At 57.0% G+C, this 21,871-nt stretch carries 20 protein-coding genes; 12 read left to right on the plus strand and 8 right to left on the minus strand.

The features are described 5' to 3' along the window. The first annotated feature begins 8 nt into the window (after positions 1-8). Positions 9-719: a hypothetical protein gene (locus GOW09_RS01445; RefSeq protein WP_171115089.1), complete on the plus strand. Its 711-nt coding sequence runs from the start codon at positions 9-11 to the stop codon at positions 717-719. 44 nt (positions 720-763) lie between these two features. Next, positions 764-1,234 (plus strand): hypothetical protein, encoded by a 471-nt coding sequence (locus GOW09_RS01450; RefSeq protein ID WP_216603856.1) that lies wholly within the window; start codon positions 764-766, stop codon positions 1,232-1,234. A gap of 730 nt (positions 1,235-1,964) precedes the next feature. Here GOW09_RS01450 and GOW09_RS01455 read toward each other — a convergent pair. The 4 genes from GOW09_RS01455 to GOW09_RS01470 form a co-directional block, all read right to left on the minus strand. Then, on the minus strand, positions 1,965-2,345 hold the full coding sequence (locus tag GOW09_RS01455; RefSeq protein WP_170337130.1) for a hypothetical protein: 381 nt from the start codon (positions 2,343-2,345) through the stop codon (positions 1,965-1,967). A 114-nt stretch (positions 2,346-2,459) separates the two neighbouring features. Continuing rightward, entirely contained in the window at positions 2,460-3,638 is a 1,179-nt protein-coding gene (locus tag GOW09_RS01460) for a carbohydrate porin (RefSeq protein WP_171115091.1), read from the minus strand. Next, the gene (locus tag GOW09_RS01465) at positions 3,635-4,399 is read right to left on the minus strand and encodes a DUF3299 domain-containing protein (RefSeq protein WP_171115094.1); all 765 of its coding nucleotides are present in this window, start codon (positions 4,397-4,399) and stop codon (positions 3,635-3,637) included. Before GOW09_RS01465 ends, GOW09_RS01460 begins: the two co-directional genes overlap by 4 nt. A 26-nt stretch (positions 4,400-4,425) precedes the next feature. Then, positions 4,426-5,844 (minus strand): amidohydrolase family protein, encoded by a 1,419-nt coding sequence (locus GOW09_RS01470; protein ID WP_253284273.1) that lies wholly within the window; start codon positions 5,842-5,844, stop codon positions 4,426-4,428. 111 nt (positions 5,845-5,955) lie between these two features. On the opposite strand from GOW09_RS01470, the gene GOW09_RS01475 reads away from it, so the two are divergent. Both GOW09_RS01475 and GOW09_RS01480 read left to right on the plus strand, forming a co-directional pair. Next, positions 5,956-6,963 (plus strand): AraC family transcriptional regulator, encoded by a 1,008-nt coding sequence (locus GOW09_RS01475; RefSeq protein ID WP_170357373.1) that lies wholly within the window; start codon positions 5,956-5,958, stop codon positions 6,961-6,963. Between the two features lie 218 nt (positions 6,964-7,181). Beyond that, on the plus strand, positions 7,182-7,889 hold the full coding sequence (locus tag GOW09_RS01480; RefSeq protein ID WP_010442732.1) for an IS6 family transposase: 708 nt from the start codon (positions 7,182-7,184) through the stop codon (positions 7,887-7,889). A 672-nt stretch (positions 7,890-8,561) separates the two neighbouring features. On the opposite strand, the gene GOW09_RS01485 is transcribed toward GOW09_RS01480, so the two are convergent. After that, on the minus strand, positions 8,562-10,199 hold the full coding sequence (locus GOW09_RS01485) for a GMC family oxidoreductase (protein ID WP_171115096.1): 1,638 nt from the start codon (positions 10,197-10,199) through the stop codon (positions 8,562-8,564). Between the two features lie 10 nt (positions 10,200-10,209). Beyond that, on the minus strand, positions 10,210-11,238 hold the full coding sequence (locus tag GOW09_RS01490) for a LacI family DNA-binding transcriptional regulator (RefSeq protein WP_171116484.1): 1,029 nt from the start codon (positions 11,236-11,238) through the stop codon (positions 10,210-10,212). A gap of 238 nt (positions 11,239-11,476) precedes the next feature. Between GOW09_RS01490 and GOW09_RS01495 the strand changes: the two genes are divergently transcribed. The 8 genes from GOW09_RS01495 (at position 11,477) to GOW09_RS01530 (ending at position 20,441) form a co-directional block, all read left to right on the plus strand. Beyond that, positions 11,477-12,943, plus strand: a complete 1,467-nt coding sequence (locus GOW09_RS01495; RefSeq protein ID WP_216603814.1) for an aldehyde dehydrogenase family protein — start codon at positions 11,477-11,479, stop codon at positions 12,941-12,943. 55 nt (positions 12,944-12,998) lie between these two features. After that, positions 12,999-13,973: an ABC transporter substrate-binding protein gene (locus GOW09_RS01500; RefSeq protein ID WP_093961695.1), complete on the plus strand. Its 975-nt coding sequence runs from the start codon at positions 12,999-13,001 to the stop codon at positions 13,971-13,973. 67 nt (positions 13,974-14,040) lie between these two features. Then, positions 14,041-15,576 (plus strand): sugar ABC transporter ATP-binding protein, encoded by a 1,536-nt coding sequence (locus GOW09_RS01505; protein ID WP_253284152.1) that lies wholly within the window; start codon positions 14,041-14,043, stop codon positions 15,574-15,576. Beyond that, entirely contained in the window at positions 15,561-16,538 is a 978-nt protein-coding gene (locus tag GOW09_RS01510; protein ID WP_171115099.1) for an ABC transporter permease, read from the plus strand. Before GOW09_RS01505 ends, GOW09_RS01510 begins: the two co-directional genes overlap by 16 nt. Before the next feature lie 3 nt (positions 16,539-16,541). Continuing rightward, entirely contained in the window at positions 16,542-17,540 is a 999-nt protein-coding gene (locus GOW09_RS01515) for an ABC transporter permease (RefSeq protein WP_152458549.1), read from the plus strand. Then, positions 17,537-18,637: a mandelate racemase/muconate lactonizing enzyme family protein gene (locus tag GOW09_RS01520; protein WP_171115101.1), complete on the plus strand. Its 1,101-nt coding sequence runs from the start codon at positions 17,537-17,539 to the stop codon at positions 18,635-18,637. The genes GOW09_RS01515 and GOW09_RS01520 overlap by 4 nt, the downstream gene beginning before the upstream one ends. Continuing rightward, positions 18,634-19,674 carry a zinc-binding dehydrogenase gene (locus GOW09_RS01525; RefSeq protein ID WP_171115103.1) on the plus strand — a complete coding sequence of 347 codons (1,041 nt, stop codon included), beginning with the start codon at positions 18,634-18,636 and terminating at the stop codon, positions 19,672-19,674. Before GOW09_RS01520 ends, GOW09_RS01525 begins: the two co-directional genes overlap by 4 nt. Further along, complete coding sequence (locus tag GOW09_RS01530; protein WP_171115105.1) at positions 19,671-20,441, plus strand: SDR family oxidoreductase; 771 nt, start codon at positions 19,671-19,673, stop codon at positions 20,439-20,441. Before GOW09_RS01525 ends, GOW09_RS01530 begins: the two co-directional genes overlap by 4 nt. A 30-nt stretch (positions 20,442-20,471) precedes the next feature. Here the strand turns inward: GOW09_RS01530 and GOW09_RS01535 are convergent, their stop codons facing one another. After that, positions 20,472-20,891 (minus strand): secondary thiamine-phosphate synthase enzyme YjbQ, encoded by a 420-nt coding sequence (locus GOW09_RS01535; RefSeq protein ID WP_171115107.1) that lies wholly within the window; start codon positions 20,889-20,891, stop codon positions 20,472-20,474. Between the two features lie 111 nt (positions 20,892-21,002). Continuing rightward, positions 21,003-21,866 (minus strand): sugar phosphate isomerase/epimerase, encoded by an 864-nt coding sequence (locus GOW09_RS01540; protein WP_171115109.1) that lies wholly within the window; start codon positions 21,864-21,866, stop codon positions 21,003-21,005. Positions 21,867-21,871: the final 5 nt, after the last annotated feature.

Raw genomic sequence — 21,871 nt, forward strand, 5'->3', positions numbered from 1 at the left:
ATCGGGCCGTGAAGCTACCCTTCTTGCGCGCCGTGCGCGCGTCAGCAATAGCGACATCGCTTGTGCTAGCTTCCTCCTGGGTTTCGGCGCAGGAGGCGGCACAGCTGGACACAGGCGCCCCTGTAACCAACGATCAGATTTTCATGATGATGTTCGCGGACCAAGGCCGTTTGGTCGGGTTTCAGAGCATGATAATGGCTATCCAACTGGAAACGCTTAAGGCGCAGGTGGACCGGGATGCAGCCATCTTGGCCCGAAATCTGGAACTGTTTGACCGCAGCGCCATTTCCGAGCTTGAGTTGGAGATTTCGCAGCTTAAGGATGCTTGGAATCGGCTGCAGATGGTCGTGGCCGAGAAGAACCTGACCACGGTAGCGGCGCAGGTGGCGGCGTTGCAGTTGATTGGGGACCATTTCGCGGGCAAGTCGGTGCCGCTCGACGACCTCTATGCCGCCTATCTCAAAGGCTGGAACGCAGGCTGTGACAAGGGACCGGCAGAGGTGCGCGCGAACGAGGCCTGGATGGCGTATGCGGAAAAGGCGCTAATGCGGGCGCGCGAATTAAACAGCCGCGGAAACCTGTCTGATGCCACAGTGCTCCAGCGCGAGGCTGACCTGCGCATTGCCCGTTCCAACTATGAAAACCGGGCCAGCCGCCTCGATCGCTGTCGCGAGATATTTTTCCCAAGCATTGAAGAGGTTGCGCGGCAGGGCCAGTGAGTCTGCCGGGTTTCGAACCTGCACAAACAAAGGAGCGGTGCAAGATGACCATGTCCAGCGAGATGCCGATGACGTCGGATCAAATTATGCGCGGGGCACTCCTGTCCGGGGTGATCAATGCGATAATCAACGGCTTTATTCAGTACATTTTTCTGCGTGGGACGGCACCAATTCCACTCACGCTGGATTCGATCAGTGGCGGCAGTCATTCGGTTCTGGGCGGCGCGGTGTTGCTGGCAGTATCGATGGCGATGATCCTGACGGCCGTCACTCATTTCACGGTGAAAGGACCGAAGAAGCCATTTGTCCCGACCACCCTGAAGCTGGTGATAAAACATGGGCTTGTAACTTTCGGCACTGTGGTCGCAGTCGCAGTTTTGTGGCAATGGGTCTTCGGGACAGTGGAGGTCGGGCTGGCGTTTGCCGTGATCCTGCTAGGGTTTATCGCGGGTGTGGTCGCAGCGTCTGTGAACTACCTGACGATTGCCGAGATCACGGACAGCGGCTGTTCATGACGTAGTTTTCTAGAGCCCTTGCGGATGGACTGTAGTGCAAGTCGGGTGCCTTGCCGATTGTTCAAATCACGTACTTGACGGAGTTTTCAGGTAGTACCGAGAGCACGTTCAAGACGTGGTTTGGTATCGGCATCTAGCCGTCGCAGCGAAGGTCCGGTTTTCGCCCATCGCTCCAAATGATGCGGCATCAACCAAAGTCGAGCATGGGCTCGTAGCCGCCTTGCGGCGGCGCAGCGGCTCAAGCTTGGATGACGGCTCAAAAGCAGCCATTGGAACCGCTCAGAAACTTCAGCCCTGTCATCGGGATAGCAGGAAACCTTGACATTCGCTGCCAGAAGCGGTCGCTCGGCGGGCTCGGTTCGGATGGCTGCAGGGAGCCCAAAATACAAAATGCTTCAACGCGCTTTAAGGTCAGCGATGCGCAGAAAAGCAGACTTTGCAAAGTCCGGTTGACCACATTGTCCACCAAAGGCGACAGTTCTGCTTCGCGACTGGGCTATACATAGCCCTCAAAGCGTATTGTTTGCGGGACTTCAGTTGCGCCGTTTTCCTGAGCGAGTAGGGCGCGTGCTGACGAAAAGGTAGCAAGCGCAAAAAGAACAAGAAGGGCCTTTATCATCGTAGCGCCTCGGATCCGGGTTTTGAACTTGGGCCGGGGTTCACAAATGATCGCCCCGGCCAGCGTCAGGGCAAACGAGGTAGTTCTTGCCCTGAAACATCGTACTTTCGCCTAATTTAGAAGATCACCGACGATGCCGACGGCATCGACCACGGTAGACAGGTCATTCGTAACTTCGAGGACTTCGTCATCGACCAGAATGTAGCGGTTTCCTTTGCCCGGCTCCCCAAGCTTCCATTTGGAAAGGTCCCCAATATCCTCGAACTCCAGGTCAGATGGGAGCTTGGCACCGCGCGTGTAGCGCTTGATCTGTCCAGGTGGTACAGCTTTTGGGCCTTTGCCGGGTTTGTCTTCTATCTGAATGCTGACATCACCGTTCTTGCCCCCCTTGTTCGGCTTTTTACCCTTGTTGTCTTTGGCATGGGCATCGCTGCCTCCAAGGATGAAAAACACAACTGCTAAGGCTGCAAGAATTCCGTATGCAATCTTCATAGATTGTTCCTTTGCTTCCCAACTTCATTCGACCGGCGTTGAAAATTCCGGCACGCGCTTGATCTCTCTTAGTTGCCCTTTGGCACACCCCTTAGTGACTGCCTTCACCCCGCATTAGAAAACGATCCGGGTTCTTAGACCGAACAGGGTAATCCGGTCCTGATCGGGATTTAGAAGCGGGTCGGAAATGAATTGTACCGATGGCGTGATCTGCAGTCCGGGTGAGATTGAAAAGCGGTAGAAAGCTTCAAGCGTGAACTGATCGCCATCTATGCCTCTTGCTTCGGCCCAGTTTAGGCCCAGACCGGCCAAATCGGTGTTGCGACCATAGTAACCGAGACCGGCAGAAATCGACCGTTCATAAAGCGCTGCGGTTCCCTTCGAGGCCCCTGCACGGAAGAACGGCATCCATTTATTGTCAACAAACCATGCGGCGGAAAACGCTGCGCCGTAATCTTCTGGACGGCTACCATCGTCAGCCGCATCCGCATGCCAGAGGGTCAGATGGATATTGTCGAAGTAGATGCGATCAAAGCCGGACGTGTACCCAAGTTCGAGCGACTTGAAGAGATTGCCGTCGCTAAACACATCAAAGTTTGGATCGGACGGGTCGGCGTTTGCGTCTGATACGCTGGCAACGGCGTAGAGGTTCTCGCTCAGCTTTACCCCACCGGCAATACCAAGGCCTTGGTTGGGCGTGTTGATTGTCGGGTTGGTATTGAAAGACAGGTTTTGAAAACCACTGTAGGGGCTTACCAACCCGTAGATATCCACAAAGTCCGTTACATCAATCTGGCCGACTTGCAGCGCCCACGACCCATTCTCAGCCCTTTGGGTCCAGAACAAATTGGTCAGAAGCAAACCGTTGTCATTGAAGGCTGTTCCCGTGATTGAAAGGGCTCCGCCATCCAGCCCGAGAAATTGCGGAGCAACGTCAGTATAACTGTGCCTGTCTTCGATCTTGAATGTCAGAGACCCCCGTTCAGTTGCCTGCCAACTGCCGTAGAACCGCGCAATTCCGCTGGCTGCTTCGCCGGTTCCCAGATCAGCATCCGTGGTTTGGCCCAATGCCAGGTAGTCAATGTTGAACCGAAAACCACCCTCAGCCAGTCGGTCTTTCCACTGAAACCAACCCGGTGCGATGTTGCGTGGAAAATCGGAACGATATTGCGGATCGATGAGCCCGTCTCCGGGCGCAAGATCGGCTTCGACTGAAGATGGCCCGGATAGTCCCTGAGCCGACGCTGCGCCAGCAAATGCAAGGCTCAATGCGGCAACCAGAAGTCTTATCATTTTGACGCCTGTGCCCCACCGGTCTTGCGATTTCCTGCCGCGCGGATGCGATCAGCAGCACGCTGCTTCCATTCCAACCTGTCTGCCTCGGTTTCCAGAGTTTCGACACGTTCCGCCTCTAGCTGGAAAGTCGCATTCATAGGCATGAGGCCATCCACAACCATCATATTATGAACGGAAGGATCGATAGTCAGCGTGCCTGTCAGCCGAACGGGTTCGTGGAAATAGCTAGGCGCCCAGTCCCCGTTCAACCGCACACGGATCATCTGGTTAGGCGGAGGTGGAGGCATGTGGCTGCACATCCCTCTTTCTGGCACCAAATACGCCACAGGCCGGCCGTCCGGATCGCTCGGAGCAGGAATGGCAAAGCCCGCGAGTGTGATTGTTCGGCCGTCGAATTGCGCGTTTCCGCTCGTTCCAGCCTTTCTTCGCCGCTCCGTCACGACCTCTCGCTGATCGAGTAGCCAGTCGACATCAATCCCATCAGCCGCCAAGGCATCCTCAGTCTCGGTCAGAAGCTCTTGCCATTTCTGCCTCTCTTCTTCGCTGCCACTATCCTGCTGTAACCTGCCGCGCAGCCGTACGACGTAAAGGACATCGTCGAATTGTTCGGCGCTAAGTTCGCGATAGGGGTCATCAAAGACCTGCGCAGACGGATCTGGCAGATCTGCCCAGTCCAACGCGGTTCCAGGCGTCGCCGCAGCATCATAACCGCACAAAACCAACCCTGCGAATACTGCGGAGCAAAACCAATTTCGCATGAATGCTCTCCGGCTGCCTTACCTGGTCAATCCAGTGTGTTTTTGTAGATCACACCGTCCTTCATGATCAGGCGGATTGTTTCTGGGCTTTCAGGCCTCGGGTCGGCCCCAAACCATTGATCACCCGTACCAACCACCGAGAAATCTTCGAGCGGATTACCGTCGATCAGCAGGATATCCGCATAGGCGCCTTCCTCGATCACACCGAGCTTGCCAGCCGTGTAAGGGTTCGAAAAATCGCCTGACAAAGCTACGACCTCACCGCCGATTGACGTAAGTGTCACCATCGACTGGTACGGTCCGAAGAACTCGTTATTGAGATGTTTTTCATAAGCAATCTGGATGTTGCATGCTTCCACTGATCCCACGCAATCGGTCTGAAAGCCGCGTTTTACCGGGCATTCCTTCATATTCGGAATGTAGTTCGCGAAAGTCGCGGACGCCGATATCGCTTTCGCGAGGCTCTTGGGCTCGTTCTTGACCGATGGGATATCCAACAAACCCGGATCAAAAGCCGTGAGGTTAGTCGTTATGTAAGCCCCTTTCTCGTTCATAATCTCGGCAATCTCGCAATCGAAGGAGAAGCCGTGTTCAATGGACATTACACCGGCCTCAAGGGCGTTCATGATTGCTTCCTTGCGGTAAGAATGCGCCATGACATAGGTGCCGTATTCGTTGGCAACCTGAACGGCAGCTTCGATTTCTTCCTTGGAGCCGGCGAGCAACTGCCATGGGTCAAACGCCGAGATCACCCCACCCGACTGCATGAATTTCAGCTGTGTCGCCCCCATGCGCATGTTATTACGACCATACAGGTAGACATCATCGACACCGCTGACTTGTTGCGCCATGTTCAGATTACCGAAGTTGGTCTGTCCGCCCGGCGGCGAGGTGAAGGATGCGAAGTCAGCGTGGCCGCCGCGTGTCCCGAGGAACGCGCCTGACGCATAGTGACGTGGACCGACGATCTGTCCGGCGTCGATGGCCCTCCGCAGACCGCCGTTGGCGCCGCCAGCATCTCTTACAGTCGTAAATCCTTGCATCAGGTACATCTCGGCCATCCTGGTTCCATGGATGCCAAAATCCTCCCAGGTCGAGTTCGTTTCCATGGAAGCGATAGACGGTCCCATGAGCATGAGGTGTGCGTGAAGCTCAATGAAGCCCGGTGTGAGTGTCCTACCGCCGCCATCGATCACCTCCGCATTGGGGGCATCGATCGCATCAGTTGAGACGACCTTGATAAGGTTGCCCTCAACCAGAACGCTTGCATTTTCGATCCGCTGTTCATTCACACCGTCGAAGACATGCACGTTGGTAAACAGCGTTTGGGGTTCTTCTTGATCCTGAGCCTGCGCGGTCGCCGAAAAAGAAAGAACTGCCGCGACAATTGCCGTCGAGCAAAGAGACATTCGTAAGCCGGACATAAGTACTCCCTTCATATTCATGTTTTACCAACTATAGTCTGGAATTCATTGGCTCGGTTGCCCCTTTTGAATTAGGATGTACGAATGTGACTGCAAAAATGGCCACTTCTTAAAGCTAATCCAACAAGGGTTATGAGCTTGCCTTTCAACTCCACCTCCCGAGAGCATAGCGAGGGCTTTGTTCGCCTCTCTTTAGCCGCTCCCTTTCTGCAATATCTCACCGAACGTAAGATCAATCCGCAACCAGCATTGGATCAGGTCGGCTTGAAAGCTGAACTGATGACTAACCCATCCGTGTTCGTTCACTCCGAGTTGGTTTACGGCTTGGTAAATGCTTTCTCAGAAGTATCAGGGGATCGATACCTAGGACTGAATGTAGGGGAAGCGTTTGACCTACAAGGATGGCCGCCCTTCGCTCAAGCCTTGCAATCTACAAAAACGCTGTTCGAGTTTTTTACCCGCTTTGTTGAGCTCGTGCCGCAGGAGTCCAATTCTGTGCGGCACAGCCTTGTCATTGAAGCAGACAAAGCGACTTATCGTATCGAGAGGCAACAGGAACCAACCGTCCCACCCATTCAGGTGACCGGTTTTGGTGCCGCAATCTATGTACGCCTATTGCAGACCGTCGTCGGAGAGTCCTGGGACTCTTCCCGTGTGCGATGGGAAAGCAGATACATCAATGGGCTGCCTATCGACTACAAAGGGATCGAGGTTGGCCTTGGGACTGATCCCGGAATGCAAATTAGTTTTCCTGTGGAATGGTTGTTTTTGCACCACGTCTCTGAGGGTTCTGCCAAGCCCATAGCATCACTTCGACAAGATGAAGAAGTAACCGTGGTGGCAGCTTTGCGATCTGTCTTACGCGACAAACTGGATGAAACCGATTTGGGACCAGAGATGGTGGCTGGAATGCTGGGAATACAACCGGAACGGTTTCTGAAAGCGCTTCAAAAACAAGGCACAACGCTACCGCGCGAAATCAAACGGCTGCGTATCGATGTCGCCAAGGAGCACCTCAAACAAAACCAGATGACAATTGCAGAGATCGGACTGATGCTCGGCTATTCTGACAAGTCCCATTTCACTCGCTTTTTCCGAGGTCAGACCGGAATGACACCGACCAAGTTCCGAAGCAAGTAAATGTGGTCGAGCCAAATGAACGCTTCGAAGATTAGGTCCTCGTGGGATCAGTTCGGAGAAGTTGTAGTGCGACGTTGAACAGGTTAGTCGACGACATGAATGGTTGGTTGCCACCGCCGATACAACCTCTGCAACTGGCCGTTTCGTTGTGTATTTCGGAGGGTCTTGTCAGAAGAACTTGTCTTGAGGCAGGCAGGACGGTTGCGTAGCTTTTGCCCATGACCAAACCTGCCTCTTTCAAGTACTTCAAAACCAGTCCCGAGGTCATCCGCCTTGCGGTGATGCTGTACATCCGTTTCCCGCTCTCGCTTCGAAATGTCGAAGATCTGTTGCACGAGCGAGGCATCGACGTGAGCCACGAAACCGTCCGATATTGGTGGAACAGGTTTGGTCCAATGTTTGCAGCTGAGATCCGACGGAAGCGTGTGCAGCAGCTGCGCGCGTTCTCGAAATGGAAGTGGCACGTGGACGAGGTTTTCGTAAAGGTGAATGGCAAGCGACATTATCTGTGGCGTGCAGTAGATCACGAAGGTGAAGTGCTGGAAGCAGTTGTCACCAAGCGCCGAAACAAGGCTGCAGCACTAAAATTCCTCAGGAAATTGATGAAACGGCACGGTTGCGCCAAGGAGGTCGTCACAGATCGCTTCGCTTCCTACAAGGCTGCGCTCAGAGAAATAGGCGCGTTCGAAAAACAACAGACGGGCAGGTGGCTCAACAACCGCGCCGAGAATTCACACCTGCCGTTTCGACGACGCGAACGCGCGATGCAGCGTTTCAGGCGCATGCGAAGTCTACAGAAATTCGCCTCCGTCCATTCCTCCGTCTACAATCACTTCAACCAAGAAAGATCGCTAGCCAGTCGAGACACCTTCAAGCTGACCCGCGCCGCCGCTCTTAGCGAGTGGCGTCAGCTTTGTTCCGGATAGGTTCGCGGTTTCCGCGGCAAACTGAGACTGGTTCGAATTCGTCTGACAGCACCGTCTACAGAAATTCGCCTCCGTCCATTCCTCCGTGTACAACCACTTCAACCAGGAAAGATCGCTAGCCAGCCGAGACTCCTTCAAGCAGACACGCACCGCCGCTCTTAGCGAGTGGCGTCAACTTTGTTCCGGATAGGTTCGCGGTTTTCGCGGTAAACTGAGACTGGTTCGAATTCGTCTGACAGCACCGCCACTCATACCCGTTTCACTTCAGTTGTGTTTTCTGATCCGGAATTGAGGCGCAATTCCAGCGATTTGACGCATGCGCTATCCATCAGAGGCGAAGCAGACCGTGCCCTCGGCGCACGAGACAGGCCCCGGGCTCATTGTCGCGTTTTGGCAGGGTCGCTTTGGGTGGGACTTGTTGACAGCCTGATCATTCCGTCCGGTGCAAGCCATGGGTGTGTTTGCCTTACTGCCGGAGAGTTGATCGATTGTTTCACGCCCAGGCGGGACAACTTTCTGTAGGGCGTATGCCACACGCTCCTGCACCTTTGGCGGGGAACGTCCTGACGGCTTGTGGCAGGAGGGTATTCTGTTTTCGGTGCAACGGGCAGGGCGGGGACCATTTCATTGCGCCAGAAGTTGGATCAACCAATGGTGACGTCGCAGCTCAGGTCAGGAATTGCGTATCTCGCGGGCCGAACCGATGCCAAGGATCAGGTCGGCGCATCGTTCACCCAGCATCATGGCAGGTGCGTTTGTGTTGCCGGCGTTGATGTCCGGCACGGCGGACATGTCGCACACCCGCAAGCTCTCGATCCCGCGCACGCGCATTCTGGCGTCCAGCACGGCCATTCCGTCGCCGTCCCGGCCCATTTTCGCGGTGCCCGCCGGGTGATAGTTGGTTTTCACGAACCGCTTGCAATGTGCTCGCAACGTCTGATCGTCATCCGCTGTTGGAATGACGATTTCGCGGATCCTTCGCGCAAGCGGGCCGGACGTGAATGCCCGGCGAAAGAACTGCTGCCCCCGGATCATCTCCTGCATGTCGTCTTCATGCTTCAGAAGGTTGGGCGAGACCACCGGCATGGCGTGAGGATCGGCCGAGTGAAGCCGAACCTCTCCGCGTGATTTCGGTTTGACCACCACGGTCGTAACGGTCAGGCCAAAGTCATCCTGCACCTCGTCCAGCGCGTCGCGATCCAGATAGACGATGGGCACGCAAAAGGCCTGAATGGTCGGTTCTTCGTCGGGGTTCGACGGATTGACAAAGGCGCCGGCTTCGACCCCGGCGGAAGTCACCGGGCCGCTGCCGAACAGTTTGAACTGGATGCCATTGCGCAGCATCCGCCAGCCCTCACCTTGTTTGAAATATCCGTAAGGACCATTGGCAAAGGCAGTGATGGGAACTTCGGGGTGGTCGATCAGGTTCTGTCCGACCCCGGGCAATGGGCAGATGACGGGAATACCGTGTTCTGCAAGTTGTGCATCCGGTCCGATACCTGACAGCATTAGGATTTTCGGCGTGACCAGAGCGCCCGCAGCAAGGACAACCTCGCCATCGCACCGGACGGTGTTTGCTCCGCGTTTGTCTCGGTACTGCACCCCGACGGCCCTGTCGTTCTCAATGATGACTTTGCTGACCGTTGCGCCAAGTCGGATGGTCAAGTTCGGGTTCATCTCTAGAGGGGCGAGGAAAGCATAGGCCGACGAGCTGCGCTTTCCAGCGCGATTGGTGAACTGATAGAACCCGACACCACGCTGCGTTGCGCCGTTGAAGTCCGTGTTGAATGGTTCGCCAAGGGCCTGAACCGACTGGACGAACCAACGGGACATGTCATCGATATGCCCTGGATCCGAAACCTGCACCGGACCATCGCTGCCATGCAGGTCATTGTGAAGCCTGTTATTGTCTTCCATCCTGCGGAAATAGGGCAGCACATCGTCCCATCCCCAGCCGACCCCGTCATTGGTCTGTCGTAGCAGGTCGTCCCACGCGTCATAATCAGAAGGGCGACCACGCATATAGACCTGCGCATTAACGGAAGACCCGCCGCCCAACACATTGGCCTGCGGAATGTCATGCACACGACCGTCCAGATGGTCTTGCGGTTCAGTTTTGTGATAGGTCATGAACTTTGACCCGTTGATCATCTTGAAGATGCCCGGCGGCATGTCCAGCAACGGATGACGGTGCGAATGACCGGCCTCCAACACCAGAACCCTGCACTTGCCTTGGTTTACCAGTCGCGCTGCAGCGGCGGCGCCGGCAGAGCCGCCGCCGATGACGATGTGATCGAAGGTTTCCGTCATGATTTCGCCTTCAGGTCCGGCGTTTGGGTTCGCTGATCGAGTCGCGCTCGACCAGTTCGCATTCAAGCTTCACGAGAGGGTGCCGCTGACCATCCAACGGTCCGTGGAACAGTTGTTCGACGACCCAGCGTCCCATCGCCCGAGTAGGAAGGATCATCGAGGTCAGGGGCGGCGACAGGTGTCGCGCGGTTTCGTCATCGTCAAATCCGATGACCGAGATGTCCTCGGGGATGGACAGGCCAAGTTCCTTGAGCGCTTCATAGCAGCCGATCGCCATGCGGTCATTTTGGCAGAAAATGGCGCTTGGCGGAGAGTGCAGGTCCATCAATTCCCGCGTGGCAGCATAGCCTGCGCTGGGCAGCCAGTTGCCTTCGATGACCAAGTCTTCGTCAAATGGAATGTCGGCAGAAGCCAAGGCGTTTCTATACCCGGTCGTTCGTCCTGCGGCGCATTCCATGAACGGCTCGCCGGTGATGGTGGCGATTCGCTTGTGCCCAGCCTTGATCAGGGCGTTGGTCGCCGTATGTCCAGCAGCGACTTCGCCGGGGATCACCGCAGGAAAAGAGAGGTCGTCACAAAAACAGTTCAGCAGCAGAACCGGGGTAGCGGTCTGCCTGAGGATTTCCGGAACAACCACCCGCCGGGTGAAAACAGTTGCGTAAATGATGCCCGCAACCTGTTGGTCGAGGAAATATCTAAGCGTTCTGGGTTCGACCTCGGGGTCGTTTTGGGTTTCTGCCAGCAACACAAGATTTCCGGTGTCCCGAACGGCCTGTTTCACGCCGTTGAACGCGTTTACCATTTCGGGGCTCGACGCCAGATCATCCACGACAAAAGCGATGGTTCCGTCCAACGCCGCTGGCCGGCGCGCGCTGTCCTGGGGTTTCCTGAATTGAGAGGGCATGGCGTATCCAAGCGTGTTGGCGGCATCCAGGACTCGTTGCTTGGTGTCCTCGGAGATTTTGACGGAATCGTTTTTGTTGAGGACCAGCGATACTGTCGTCTGCGAGCATCCGGCGACGCGTGCAATGTCGTGCATCGTTACGCGCTGCCGGCCCGCGACTCGTCCCACACCCCTGTGCTGCCCGGCTTTGTTCGCTTGATTGTTCATCGCTCAACCTTTTTGTTCGCATCCTTTTTATCGACTATGCAGAAGGTGCGCAACTAATATTAGTAACTAATAATTAATATTAGTGTTGACGAAATAATATTATTAGTGTTTTGATCGACGGTGCGGTCGCCACTGTGGTTTGGCCGAGCAAGCGCGGGAGGCGAAATTGCGATCTGTAGTGGGGGAGTTGGGTCAAGTCATTCGCCATTCGATGTTTGTCGATGGTCGCTTTGCTGACTTTGACACGGGCACGGTTGATGTCGAGAACCCTGCAAATGAAGAGATCGTTGCGCAAGTTCCAGATGGCACTGCCGCTCATGCGGATGCAGCGGTCGAGGCGGCCCGCCGCGCATTTGGCGCGTGGTCTTCGCGCCCGGCGATCGAGCGGGCGCGATTGGTTCTGAAGCTCGCCGAGGCTATCCGGGCCGACGCCGGTCGTCTGGCAGCTCTGATCACGGCCGAGCAGGGCAAGCCGATCTCGCAAGCCCGAGGTGAAGTAGATGCCGCCGTCACTTTTCTTTGCCATGCAGCTGAAGAGGCCCGCAGGATTTCGGGTGACATAGTGGCATCGGACAACAAGTCCGAGGAAATTCAGATCCGGCGTCATCCTTATGGCGTTGTCGTTGCGTTGACGGCCTGGAACTACCCATTGGCATTGGCCGCCAGGAAGGTCGGACCCGCGCTGGTCGCGGGCAACACCGTTGTTCTGTTGGGGCACGAAATCACGCCGTTGTCCGGTCTTGCGGTCGCCGAGCTTGCCGACAAGGTCGGGTTTCCGCCCGGTGTTCTGAATGTTCTGACGGGGAAGGGGCCGGTGGTGGGGCAGCGGCTGGTCGAACACCCCGATACGTCACTGATCACGATGACCGGCAGCACACGCGCCGGGAAAGAGATATTTCGCGCCGCGGCCGACCGAATCAAGGTCGTCCGGCTCGAGCTTGGCGGTAAGGCTCCGTTCATAGTGATGGAGGATGCGGACATTGATGCCGCAGTCTCAGCCGCCATTGGCGCCCGGTTTGCCAATTGCGGCCAGATTTGCACCTGCAACGAGCGGATGTATCTGCATCACGACATTGCGGATCAGTTCCTTGAAAAATTCGTGTCCGCAGCCTGCGCTTTGTCGATCGGGGATCCCATGGAGGACTGCGATCTGGGTCCCAAAGTCAGCAAAGTCGAGGTGACCAAGGTCGCAAAAATCATCCAACGCAGCATCGCCGAAGGTGCCACGGTCCATCTCGAAGGTGGGCCCTTGACGGACGGCGCGCATCGCAAGGGGCACTGGATGTCCCCGACCGTTCTCGAGGTCTCCGACAACGGCAATGCCGCGATGCAAGAGGAGGTCTTTGGTCCCGTCGCGACAGCCATGCGAGTCGAGGATTTTGATCAGGCGATAAGTTTTGCGAATGACACTTCATTCGGGCTGTCTGCCTATCTCTTTACGGCATCGCACCGCCGATTGATGGAGGCCCCGAGCAGTTTGAAGTTCGGCGAATTGTACCTGAACCGATCGAATGGCGAAGCCGTGCAGGGATTTCACACCGGTTGGGGGCTGTCCGGTGTTGGGGGTGAAGACGGCGCTTATGGCTTCGATGGCTATCTGAGGAAACAGACGACTTACATGAATTGGGCATGACCTGAAAACTTGCGGTCAAAACGGAGGCGACCGCACCAATGGAGGAGGAATAACCATGAAACGCAGAACTCTTTTGATCTCGACTGTTGTCGCGGGTGCGCTCTTGGGCACTACGGCGATGGCACAGGATCTACCACCGCTTGAGCAGAAGGATCGCTACAAGGTCGGCTTTGCGCAGATGGAGTCGAACAATCCGTGGCGCATTGCCGAGACGAAATCGTTCCATGACACGGCCGAGGCCTGTGGCTGGGATCTGATCGCGACGGATGCGGCTGGATCTGCTGCCAAGCAGGTTGCGGATGTGGACAGCATGATCGCGCAAGGTATCGACGTTCTGTTCCTGCCCCCGCGGGAAGAAAAGCCGCTGATCCCTGCCGTTATGAAGGCCCGTGCCGCCGGCATTCCGACCTTTCTGGTGGACCGCTCGGTTGATCCGGCCGTTGCCAAGCCGGGCGAGCATTTCGTGGCATTCCTTGGGTCCGACTTCATTGATCAGGGCAACCGGGCAGCGCAATGGCTGATGGAAAATTTCGAGGGCGACAAAGGCATCATCGTCCAGTTGGAAGGCACGACAGGGTCCTCGCCTGCAAATGACCGCAAAAAGGGTTTCGACGACGCGATTGCAGCGGATGACCGCTTTGAGATCGTGGCCTCTCAGACCGGTGATTTTGCGCGCGACCTGGGGCGTCAGGTGATGGAAACCCTGCTTCAGGCGCATCCCGACGTGAACGTGGTCTACGCCCATAATGACGAGATGGCGATCGGCGCGATTCAGGCTTTGGAACTGGCTGGGCGCAAGCCCGGCGAGGACGTGACCATCGTTTCGATCGACGGGACACGCGACGCGCTTCAGGCCATTATCGATGGCAAGATGGGGGTAACGGTGGAAAGCTCGCCTTTCTTTGGCCCATTGGCCTGTGAAGTCATGAAGAAATACGCGGCTGGTGAGACGATCCCGGAATGGGTGAAGGTCGAAGATCGCATCTTTACCAAGGACAATGCGGCCGATCACATCGACGAAGCCTATTGATTCTCCCTGGTGGGTGGTGCTGGCCTGTGGTCGGCGCCGCCTGCAAGCAATCGGAGGAAGACATCTCATGAATGCGCTCGTCTCGATGTCGGGAATTGAAAAGTCCTTTGCCGGTGTACCGGCACTCAGCCAGGCCAGCCTTGAGATCGCACCCGGCGAGGTTCATGCGCTGATCGGCCAGAACGGTGCCGGTAAATCGACGATGATCAAGGTTCTGACCGGAGTGTACGACCGGGATGTCGGTGACGTCCATCTGGCCGGTGTGCCAAGCCGCATTTCCACCCCGCGCGAAGCACAGGAATCCGGAATTGCCACAATCTATCAAGAGCTCAACCTGGTGCCTCTGCGGTCAGTGACCGAGAACATCATCATGGGGTACGAGCCCAAACGTCTCGGCTTTCTTGTCGACTGGCGCGAGGGCAACAGGCGCGCACGCGAGGTTCTTGCGCGCTTTGGCATAGATATCGACGTGACCGAGCCGCTGGGAAATTTCTCGACAGCGATCCAGCAGTTGGTTGCGATTGCGCGGGCCGTTTCGCTGGACGCGAAACTGGTCATCATGGACGAACCTACGTCGTCACTGGATGGCAGCGAAGTCGAAGTTCTGTTCGGTGTGGTACGCGAGTTAAAGAAACAGGGCGTTTCCGTCCTGTATGTCTCGCATTTCCTCGATGAGCTGTTCCAGATCTGCGATCGGGTCACAACGATGCGAGACGGGCGTACCGTCAGCACGCGCAACGTCCGGGACACGACCAAACTGGAAATGATCGCGGACATGCTGGGCCGCAACAAGGACGAGATTGCGGCAGACGGTCTGACGGATTTCGCCGGCGCAAAGGCCAAGAAAGGCGATATCGTCTTGCGGGCCGACTCTGTTTCGACAGGCCCGCGGCTGACGCATTTTGACCTCACGCTCCACCGCGGAGAAATCGTTGGGCTGGGCGGGCTTCTGGGCTCGGGTCGGACCGAGGCCGCGCGCGCTTTGTTCGGTGTAGACGGGGCACGCAGCGGCGTAGTCGAGCTGCACGGTGCGGTAGGGCAACCGTCCGGTCCGGGTGACGCAATCGCAAACGGGGTTGGCTTTCTGACCGAAGATCGCAAGGCCGAAGGGATCATTCCAGACATGTCCGTGCGCGAGAACATGACGCTGGCCCTGCTGCCGAAACTGGCCAGCCGTGGTCAGATCGACTTTGCCCGCGAGCGCGAGATCGTTCAGGCGTTCATCGACGATCTGGGCATCAAGGCAGCGCATATGGACCAGCCCATTCGCGAGTTGTCCGGCGGCAACCAGCAAAAGGTGTTGCTTGCCCGCTGGCTGGCGACGCAGCCCGACATCTTGATACTGGACGAGCCGACCCGAGGCGTGGATGTCGGCGCCAAGCGAGAGATCCAGTCGTTCATTCGGTCTTATGTCGAAAAGGGGTTCGGCGTTGTCCTCATCAGTTCGGAGTTCGAAGAACTGGTGGAAGGCGCCGACCGCATCGTTGTCATGCACGAGGGGCGTTCGGTCAAGGAACTGACAAACCCCGGGATTACCGAGAACATACTGGTGCGCGCGCTTGCGCATCATGAAGAAGGAACTGGTTCATGGACCGCGCAATGAAGTTGCCGCAACGGGTTGCATCGATGCCCTTCCGCTTTCACGGCGGCATCGCCGCGTTGGTCGCCCTGCTGGTGTTCAACGCGTTTTTCACCCCCAATTTCCTGCAACTGCAAACTTTGTTCGTAAATATTAGCCAGGTTGCCACGATCGCCATCGTGGCCATGGGTATGACGCTGGTCATCGCCACGGGTGGGATTGATCTGTCGGTTGGCGCGGTCATGGCTCTGGCGGGGGCGTTGGCCCCGCTGATATTTCTGTCGGATCTGGGGACCGCGAATCCAATGCTCGGCGTCACTTTGGCCATAATCCTGCCGCTGTTCATCGCGGGGCTATGCGGGGTGTTCAACGGAGTGATGGTTGCCATATTGAACGTTCAGCCCATTGTGGCAACGCTCATTCTCTTCATCTCTGGTCGCGGTATTGCCCAGGTTTTGACGAACGGGAACCTACAGACATTTTCAAACCCTTCATTCAGTTATCTTGGAACCGGAAAAGTGCTTGGCTTGCCGTTTCAAGGCTGGCTGGCGCTGGCCATTGCCTGTGTGCTGTTCTGGGTGATCACCAGAACCACATGGGGCCGTTACCTGCTGGCAATAGGCGGCAATGAACGCGCGGCTTATCTGTCGGGTGGTCCCGTCCGGCGGGTCAAGATCGGGGCCTATGTCATCTGCGCGGTGCTTGCGGGCCTGGCGGGTCTTATCGTGGTTGCGATCAACTCGGCTTCGGACGCTGCGCGCAACGGCAATCTGATGGAACTTGATGCCATCGCGGCCGCGGTTGTCGGCGGGGCGCTTTTGCAAGGCGGCCGGGCGCCGATCTTTGGCGCCATTCTGGGAGCCGTGATCATCCAGTTGGTCAAATATACGTTGCTGGCCAACGGGGTAGAGGACGAAGTTGCGCTAATAGCCAAGGCCGTCATCATTATCCTGGCCGTTTGGGTCCAGCAGTTCCGGAGGGCTTGATCGATGTTGGATGAAACGGCTTTTGACCTGCGAAAATACCTTCGGCGTAATTCGGCCTCGGTGACAGTGTGGATCGCACTTCTGGCTTTGATCCTGTTCGGGCTGATGCGCTATGACAACTTTGGCAGCGCCTACAATTTCTCGTCTTTCCTGAATTACAACGCGATGTTCATCGCGATTGCGCTGGGCATGTGTTTTGTGATCATGACCGGCGGGATTGATCTGTCGGTCGGATCCGTGGCGGCCTTTACCTCGGTTGTTGCGGCCTATCTCAGCCCATACGGGATTCAGGTTGCGCTGCCGGGGGCCGTACTTGCCGGGGTGGGCTTCGGAGCGATCAACGCCTTTTGCATTATCATCCTTCGGATTCCGCCCTTCATCGCCACTCTGGCGACGATGCTTGCCGCAAAAGGCGGCGCATTGGTGATTTCGGGCGCCCAGACAATTTCAGTCGATTGGGGGTCGAATTTCACCAAGCTTGGCATGGGGCAGGCGTTCGGTCTGTTTCCATGGGCAATCGTCATCGTGGCCGGACTGACGCTGGCACTTTGGCTGGTGCTGGAAAGAACAACCATCGGGCGGACCGTGTTGGCGATCGGGGGCAGCGAGGATGCCTCGAACCTCATGGGCCTGAAAGTCAACCGAGCCAAGGCTTTCGTTTACCTGCTATCGGGTGGCTGTGCTGGGCTGGCTGGCGTCTTTCTGGCCTCGGGCTTTGGAGCCGGACAACCCCTTGAGGGCATCGGATGGGAATTGTCGGCCATCGCATCCGTCGTTGTGGGCGGCACTCTGTTGACGGGTGGAATGGGGTCGATCCCCGCGACGGTGGCCGGCGCGCTGCTGCTGGGTCTGGTCTTCAACGTTCTGAACTTTGAAAACGGTCAGGGGACCATCAGTTTCAGTGCCTATTGGCAGATGGTCATACGTGGAGGCTTTCTTTTTGCGGTCATCCTTTTACAGTCTCGGGTTATTGCCAGGCAGCAGAAGGTCTTGGGTTCGTGAATCGCATAGAAAGTGTTTCAGCGCGGCTGTTCAACGTCCCGCTCGCCGAAGTCCTGGTTGACGCCAAACATGGGGATCACACGTTCTTTCAATTGATCACCGTTACCATTCAAACGTCGGATGGGGTTGATGGGGTTGGGTACACCTATACGGGCGGCAAAGGCGGTCATGCCATTCTGGCGATGATCCAGCATGACCTTGCGCCATTCTTGGTTGGACAAGACGCCGAACAGATCGAAAGCCTGTACGATGCCATGCAGTGGCATGTGCACTACGTTGCACGGGGCGGGATCGCCTCGTTCGCTATTTCGGCCGTGGATATTGCACTTTGGGACATTCGCGGCAGAACGCAGAATGCACCGCTGTGGCAAATGGCCGGCGGAGCGTCCAAACAGTGCAAGGCTTATGCTGGCGGGATCGACCTAAATTTCTCGTTAGAGAAACTGCTGCGCCAGACCGAAGGCTACCTTGCGCGTGGGTTCAACGCGGTCAAGATCAAGGTCGGCCAACCGGATCTGGCCGATGATCTGGCGCGCGCCCGGGCGGTGCGCGAGATGCTGGGACCGGACCGGTTCTTCATGGTCGATGCGAATTACTCCATGAGCGTCGAACAGGCCATCGAGGCCGCCCGAGGGTTCGCCGACTGCGATATCCTGTGGTTCGAGGAACCGACTATTCCAGACGACTACAAAGGCTATGGCCGAATTGCCGAAGCCACGGGCGTTCCCCTTGCCATGGGTGAAAACCTGCACACCATTCACGAATTCGAGTACGCCTTTGATGACGCGAAGCTGAGTTTCATCCAGCCCGATGCCTCAAATTGCGGCGGGATCACCGGCTGGTTGCGCGTGGCCGCGCTGAGCGCTCAGCATGGCATTCCGGTTTGCAGCCATGGCATGCAGGAATTGCACGTCAGCCTCGTTTCGGCGCAACCCAACGCGGGGTGGCTGGAAGTACACTCATTCCCGATAGACCAGTACACGACCCGTCCGCTGGTTGTGGAAAACTGCCTGGCCGTGGCCCCGGATACGCCGGGAACCGGAGTGGAATTCGACTGGGACAAACTGAATGAGGAACACAAGGAGATGCATACATGACGACCCAGACGATCTCTGCGGCGTATTATCGGGGCAATAAGAGCTTTGCCGTAGAACAGGCCGCGGCGACAGCTCCGGGCCCCGGCGAGGTCGCCATTCGCGTTGCCTATTGCGGGATTTGCGGGACAGATATGCACGTCTACCACGGTAACATGGATGCCCGTGTCGGTCTGAACCGGGTAATCGGGCACGAGATGTCCGGTGTCGTCGAAGCGGTGGGCGAGGGCGTCGATACGATAACGCCCGGCCAGAAGGTCGTTGTCCGACCGCTTGATCCCTGCGGAGAATGCCCAGCCTGCAAACGGGGGCATCAGCATATTTGTCAGAATCTCAAGTTCCTGGGCCTCGACACTGACGGCGCCATGCAAGAGATCTGGACCGTTCCGGCCCATACGTTGCACGTTCTGCCGGATGACTTGCGCATGGATCACGCGGCGCTGATCGAGCCGGTCGCCGTTGCCTGCCATGATGTGCGGCTATCCGGCCTGCAACCTGGCGAGGACGTTGTCGTCATCGGCGGCGGCCCGATCGGCATACTGGTTGCCATGGTCGCGCGGGACGCGGGTGGCAATGTCTTGATCTCCGAAGTGAACCCGAACCGTCTGGCGATTGCCGAAAAGCTTGGTTTTGACACGATCAACGCAATCGAAACCGATCTGGTGTCCACAATCAACGCGCGCACGGGCGACAAGGGGGCGGATGTGGTTTTTGAGGTATCGGGAACGCAGCCCGGTGTTGATGCGATGACCGCCGTTGCCGCGACGCGGGCCCGGATCGTGATGGTCGCGATCCATGCCCAAAAGCCCCAGATCGACCTGTTCCAATTCTTCTGGCGAGAGCTGCAACTGGTCGGTGCTCGGGTCTATGAGCCGGAGGATTACGAGAAGGCGATCGCAGTTGTCGCTTCGGGCGGAGTGGACGCGGATGTCGTGATCACGGACGTCAGCCCTCTGGCAGACATTCAGGCTGCGTTCGAAGCACTGGATCGCAGCCCAACCGCAATGAAAAGCCTGATCGAAGTAGGACCGCGTTCATGAGTGTTTTGCAAAGTTTCGACCTGACGGGAAAAACGGCCCTTGTGACCGGGTGCAAACGCGGCATCGGGCGCGGCATGGCCGAGGCATTGGCATCGGCTGGAGCAGAAATCATCGGAGTGTCCGCCTCGCTCGAGCTGTCCGGCTCGGAGGTCGAAAAAGCCGTCACCGCGATGGGGCGCAATTTCCGGGCTTACCAATGCGACTTCTCGGACCGCTCTGCACTGCATGGGTTTATTGATCAGTTAAGAGCCGATGGACAAACCCCTGATATCCTTGTCAATAATGCCGGTACGATCAAACGCAAGCCTGCCGCCGAACACCCGGACGACTGGTGGGACGAAGTGATTGAGGTCAACTTGTCCTCGCAGTTCGTTCTGTCTCGCGAGATCGGCAAGGACATGCTGGCGCGTGGCTCAGGCAAGATCATCTTCACCGCCTCGCTGCTGACGTTTCAGGGCGGCATCACCGTGCCCGGATATGCGGCGTCGAAAGGCGGGATTGGACAGCTGACCAAGGCCTTGGCCAATGAATGGGCCGGGCAGGGTGTGAACGTGAATGCGATCGCCCCCGGCTACATCGCGACCGACAATACTCAAGCCCTGCAGGACGATCCGGTCCGATCAAAGTCGATTCTGGAACGAACACCCCAAGGCCGTTGGGGTACGCCTGGTGATTTCGCCGGACCTGTAGTCTTTTTGGCTTCTGCAGCGTCGGACTACGTCAACGGTGAAATCCTTGTTGTCGACGGGGGCTGGATGGGGCGGTAGCACCGTCAACCCTCCATGGGACCCAAGGCATCAATCCCCGACGTAGTGCACCTTCAATCGGCGGGTTTTAGGTGCCTCGCGATGTTCGAACAGGTACAGGCTTTGCACGCGGCCCAGCGGAAGCTGCCCCTGTTCGACCGGGATCGATACCTGAGTTTGCGTCAACAGCGCCCGCAGATGCGACGGGGCGTTGTCGTCTTCGGTCGGGCGGTGGTGATACTTGCCTGGTGACTTGGGTACGAGTTTCTCGAAGAACGTCTCGATATCCTTGACCACTTCGGGATCGGCATTGGCTTGCACCAACAGCGCGGCACCTGTGTGGACGCACCAAAGGGTCAGCAGGCCCGAGACAAACTCATGTTCGGACACCGCACGCTGAACAATTCCGCTGATGTCGGTGAGGGATTTGCCGGGCGTTTCAATGGACAGGTCAAAAAACTCTTGTTTCATCCGGCAAGCCCTTCCTTTGATCCCGCGCGAACGCGCCCAGTCTCACACACCCCATTTCGCGTTCAGCTGCGGGGTTCAAAATTCTGATTTGTAACGCATATTGACTGTGAGTCATGCAAACAGGCTTTTGAACCTGCCCACACACAGGCGAAAACCATCTTCGAAATTTCCGTTGCCGGGGTGATAAACACTCTCGAAGGAAATGACGCCATCATAGCCGTCGGACCTGAGCGCGCCCGCGATGGGTTGGAACAGAGGCGCAAGCTGACCTTCCCCCATGCGGCGCACTTCCAGCGTTGCCCGCGGTGTGTCGACCTTTACGTCCTTGATGTGAATGTGACCCAGATAACCACCGCGCAACTCTTCATAACCGTCCGGATATGCCAGTTCATGGCACCAGCAGTTGTTTCCGGGGTCCCACAGCACCTTCAAAGCATCTTTTGCGTCCAACGCGTCAATCAGCTTGCGGGCTGTATAGTTGGAGTTGACCAGGGTGCCGTTTCCGGTTTCTACGACTAGCGTCACGCCCTCGGCCCTTGCCAGCTCAACCGCTGGCGCGATTAACGGAGGCATCGAGTCCCATACCCCATGCGCGACGTTCCACTTCTCGGCGCCGTTTTTTCCCCACAGTATCTGCTCTTTTCGTTGGGTCATGATCCGAACCAGCGGAGACCCAACAACATGCGCCATATCGATTACGCGTTTCAAGGCGTCCATGTGCCCGGTGTGCAGGTCGTCACCGGGCCTGTTTGCAGCTGTCATCCCGGCAAAGATATGGCGCGACAGACAGGACACAGGCTTGCCCCGGTCACGCAAGAGCGCGTCGATCTCGGCAATTTGCTGCGGGGAATGGTCCCCAACCTCCGTATCATCAACGAACTGAAGCTCTGCATAGTCCAGACCGAATTCGTCCATCACGTCAACGGCATGCCGCAAATCGCGGGAAATGCCGTCGCAAATCACACCTAGTTTCATGTTCA

The organism is Ruegeria sp. HKCCA5463, from assembly GCF_013034175.1.
Lineage (GTDB): Bacteria > Pseudomonadota > Alphaproteobacteria > Rhodobacterales > Rhodobacteraceae > Ruegeria.

What these genes read in the sequence shown, in the direction of transcription:
- GOW09_RS01450 (WP_216603856.1), top strand. Translation starts at nt 764, where the DNA reads ATGACCATGTCCAGCGAGATGCCGATGACGTCGGATCAAATTATGCGC.
- GOW09_RS01455 (WP_170337130.1), bottom strand. Translation starts at nt 2,345, where the DNA reads ATGAAGATTGCATACGGAATTCTTGCAGCCTTAGCAGTTGTGTTTTTC.
- GOW09_RS01460 (WP_171115091.1), bottom strand. Translation starts at nt 3,638, where the DNA reads ATGATAAGACTTCTGGTTGCCGCATTGAGCCTTGCATTTGCTGGCGCA.
- GOW09_RS01465 (WP_171115094.1), bottom strand. Translation starts at nt 4,399, where the DNA reads ATGCGAAATTGGTTTTGCTCCGCAGTATTCGCAGGGTTGGTTTTGTGC.
- GOW09_RS01470 (WP_253284273.1), bottom strand. Translation starts at nt 5,844, where the DNA reads ATGAATATGAAGGGAGTACTTATGTCCGGCTTACGAATGTCTCTTTGC.
- GOW09_RS01475 (WP_170357373.1), top strand. Translation starts at nt 5,956, where the DNA reads ATGAGCTTGCCTTTCAACTCCACCTCCCGAGAGCATAGCGAGGGCTTT.
- GOW09_RS01480 (WP_010442732.1), top strand. Translation starts at nt 7,182, where the DNA reads ATGACCAAACCTGCCTCTTTCAAGTACTTCAAAACCAGTCCCGAGGTC.
- GOW09_RS01485 (WP_171115096.1), bottom strand. Translation starts at nt 10,199, where the DNA reads ATGACGGAAACCTTCGATCACATCGTCATCGGCGGCGGCTCTGCCGGC.
- GOW09_RS01490 (WP_171116484.1), bottom strand. Translation starts at nt 11,238, where the DNA reads ATGCACGACATTGCACGCGTCGCCGGATGCTCGCAGACGACAGTATCG.
- GOW09_RS01500 (WP_093961695.1), top strand. Translation starts at nt 12,999, where the DNA reads ATGAAACGCAGAACTCTTTTGATCTCGACTGTTGTCGCGGGTGCGCTC.
- GOW09_RS01505 (WP_253284152.1), top strand. Translation starts at nt 14,041, where the DNA reads ATGAATGCGCTCGTCTCGATGTCGGGAATTGAAAAGTCCTTTGCCGGT.
- GOW09_RS01510 (WP_171115099.1), top strand. Translation starts at nt 15,561, where the DNA reads ATGGACCGCGCAATGAAGTTGCCGCAACGGGTTGCATCGATGCCCTTC.
- GOW09_RS01515 (WP_152458549.1), top strand. Translation starts at nt 16,542, where the DNA reads ATGTTGGATGAAACGGCTTTTGACCTGCGAAAATACCTTCGGCGTAAT.
- GOW09_RS01525 (WP_171115103.1), top strand. Translation starts at nt 18,634, where the DNA reads ATGACGACCCAGACGATCTCTGCGGCGTATTATCGGGGCAATAAGAGC.
- GOW09_RS01530 (WP_171115105.1), top strand. Translation starts at nt 19,671, where the DNA reads ATGAGTGTTTTGCAAAGTTTCGACCTGACGGGAAAAACGGCCCTTGTG.
- GOW09_RS01535 (WP_171115107.1), bottom strand. Translation starts at nt 20,891, where the DNA reads ATGAAACAAGAGTTTTTTGACCTGTCCATTGAAACGCCCGGCAAATCC.
- GOW09_RS01540 (WP_171115109.1), bottom strand. Translation starts at nt 21,866, where the DNA reads ATGAAACTAGGTGTGATTTGCGACGGCATTTCCCGCGATTTGCGGCAT.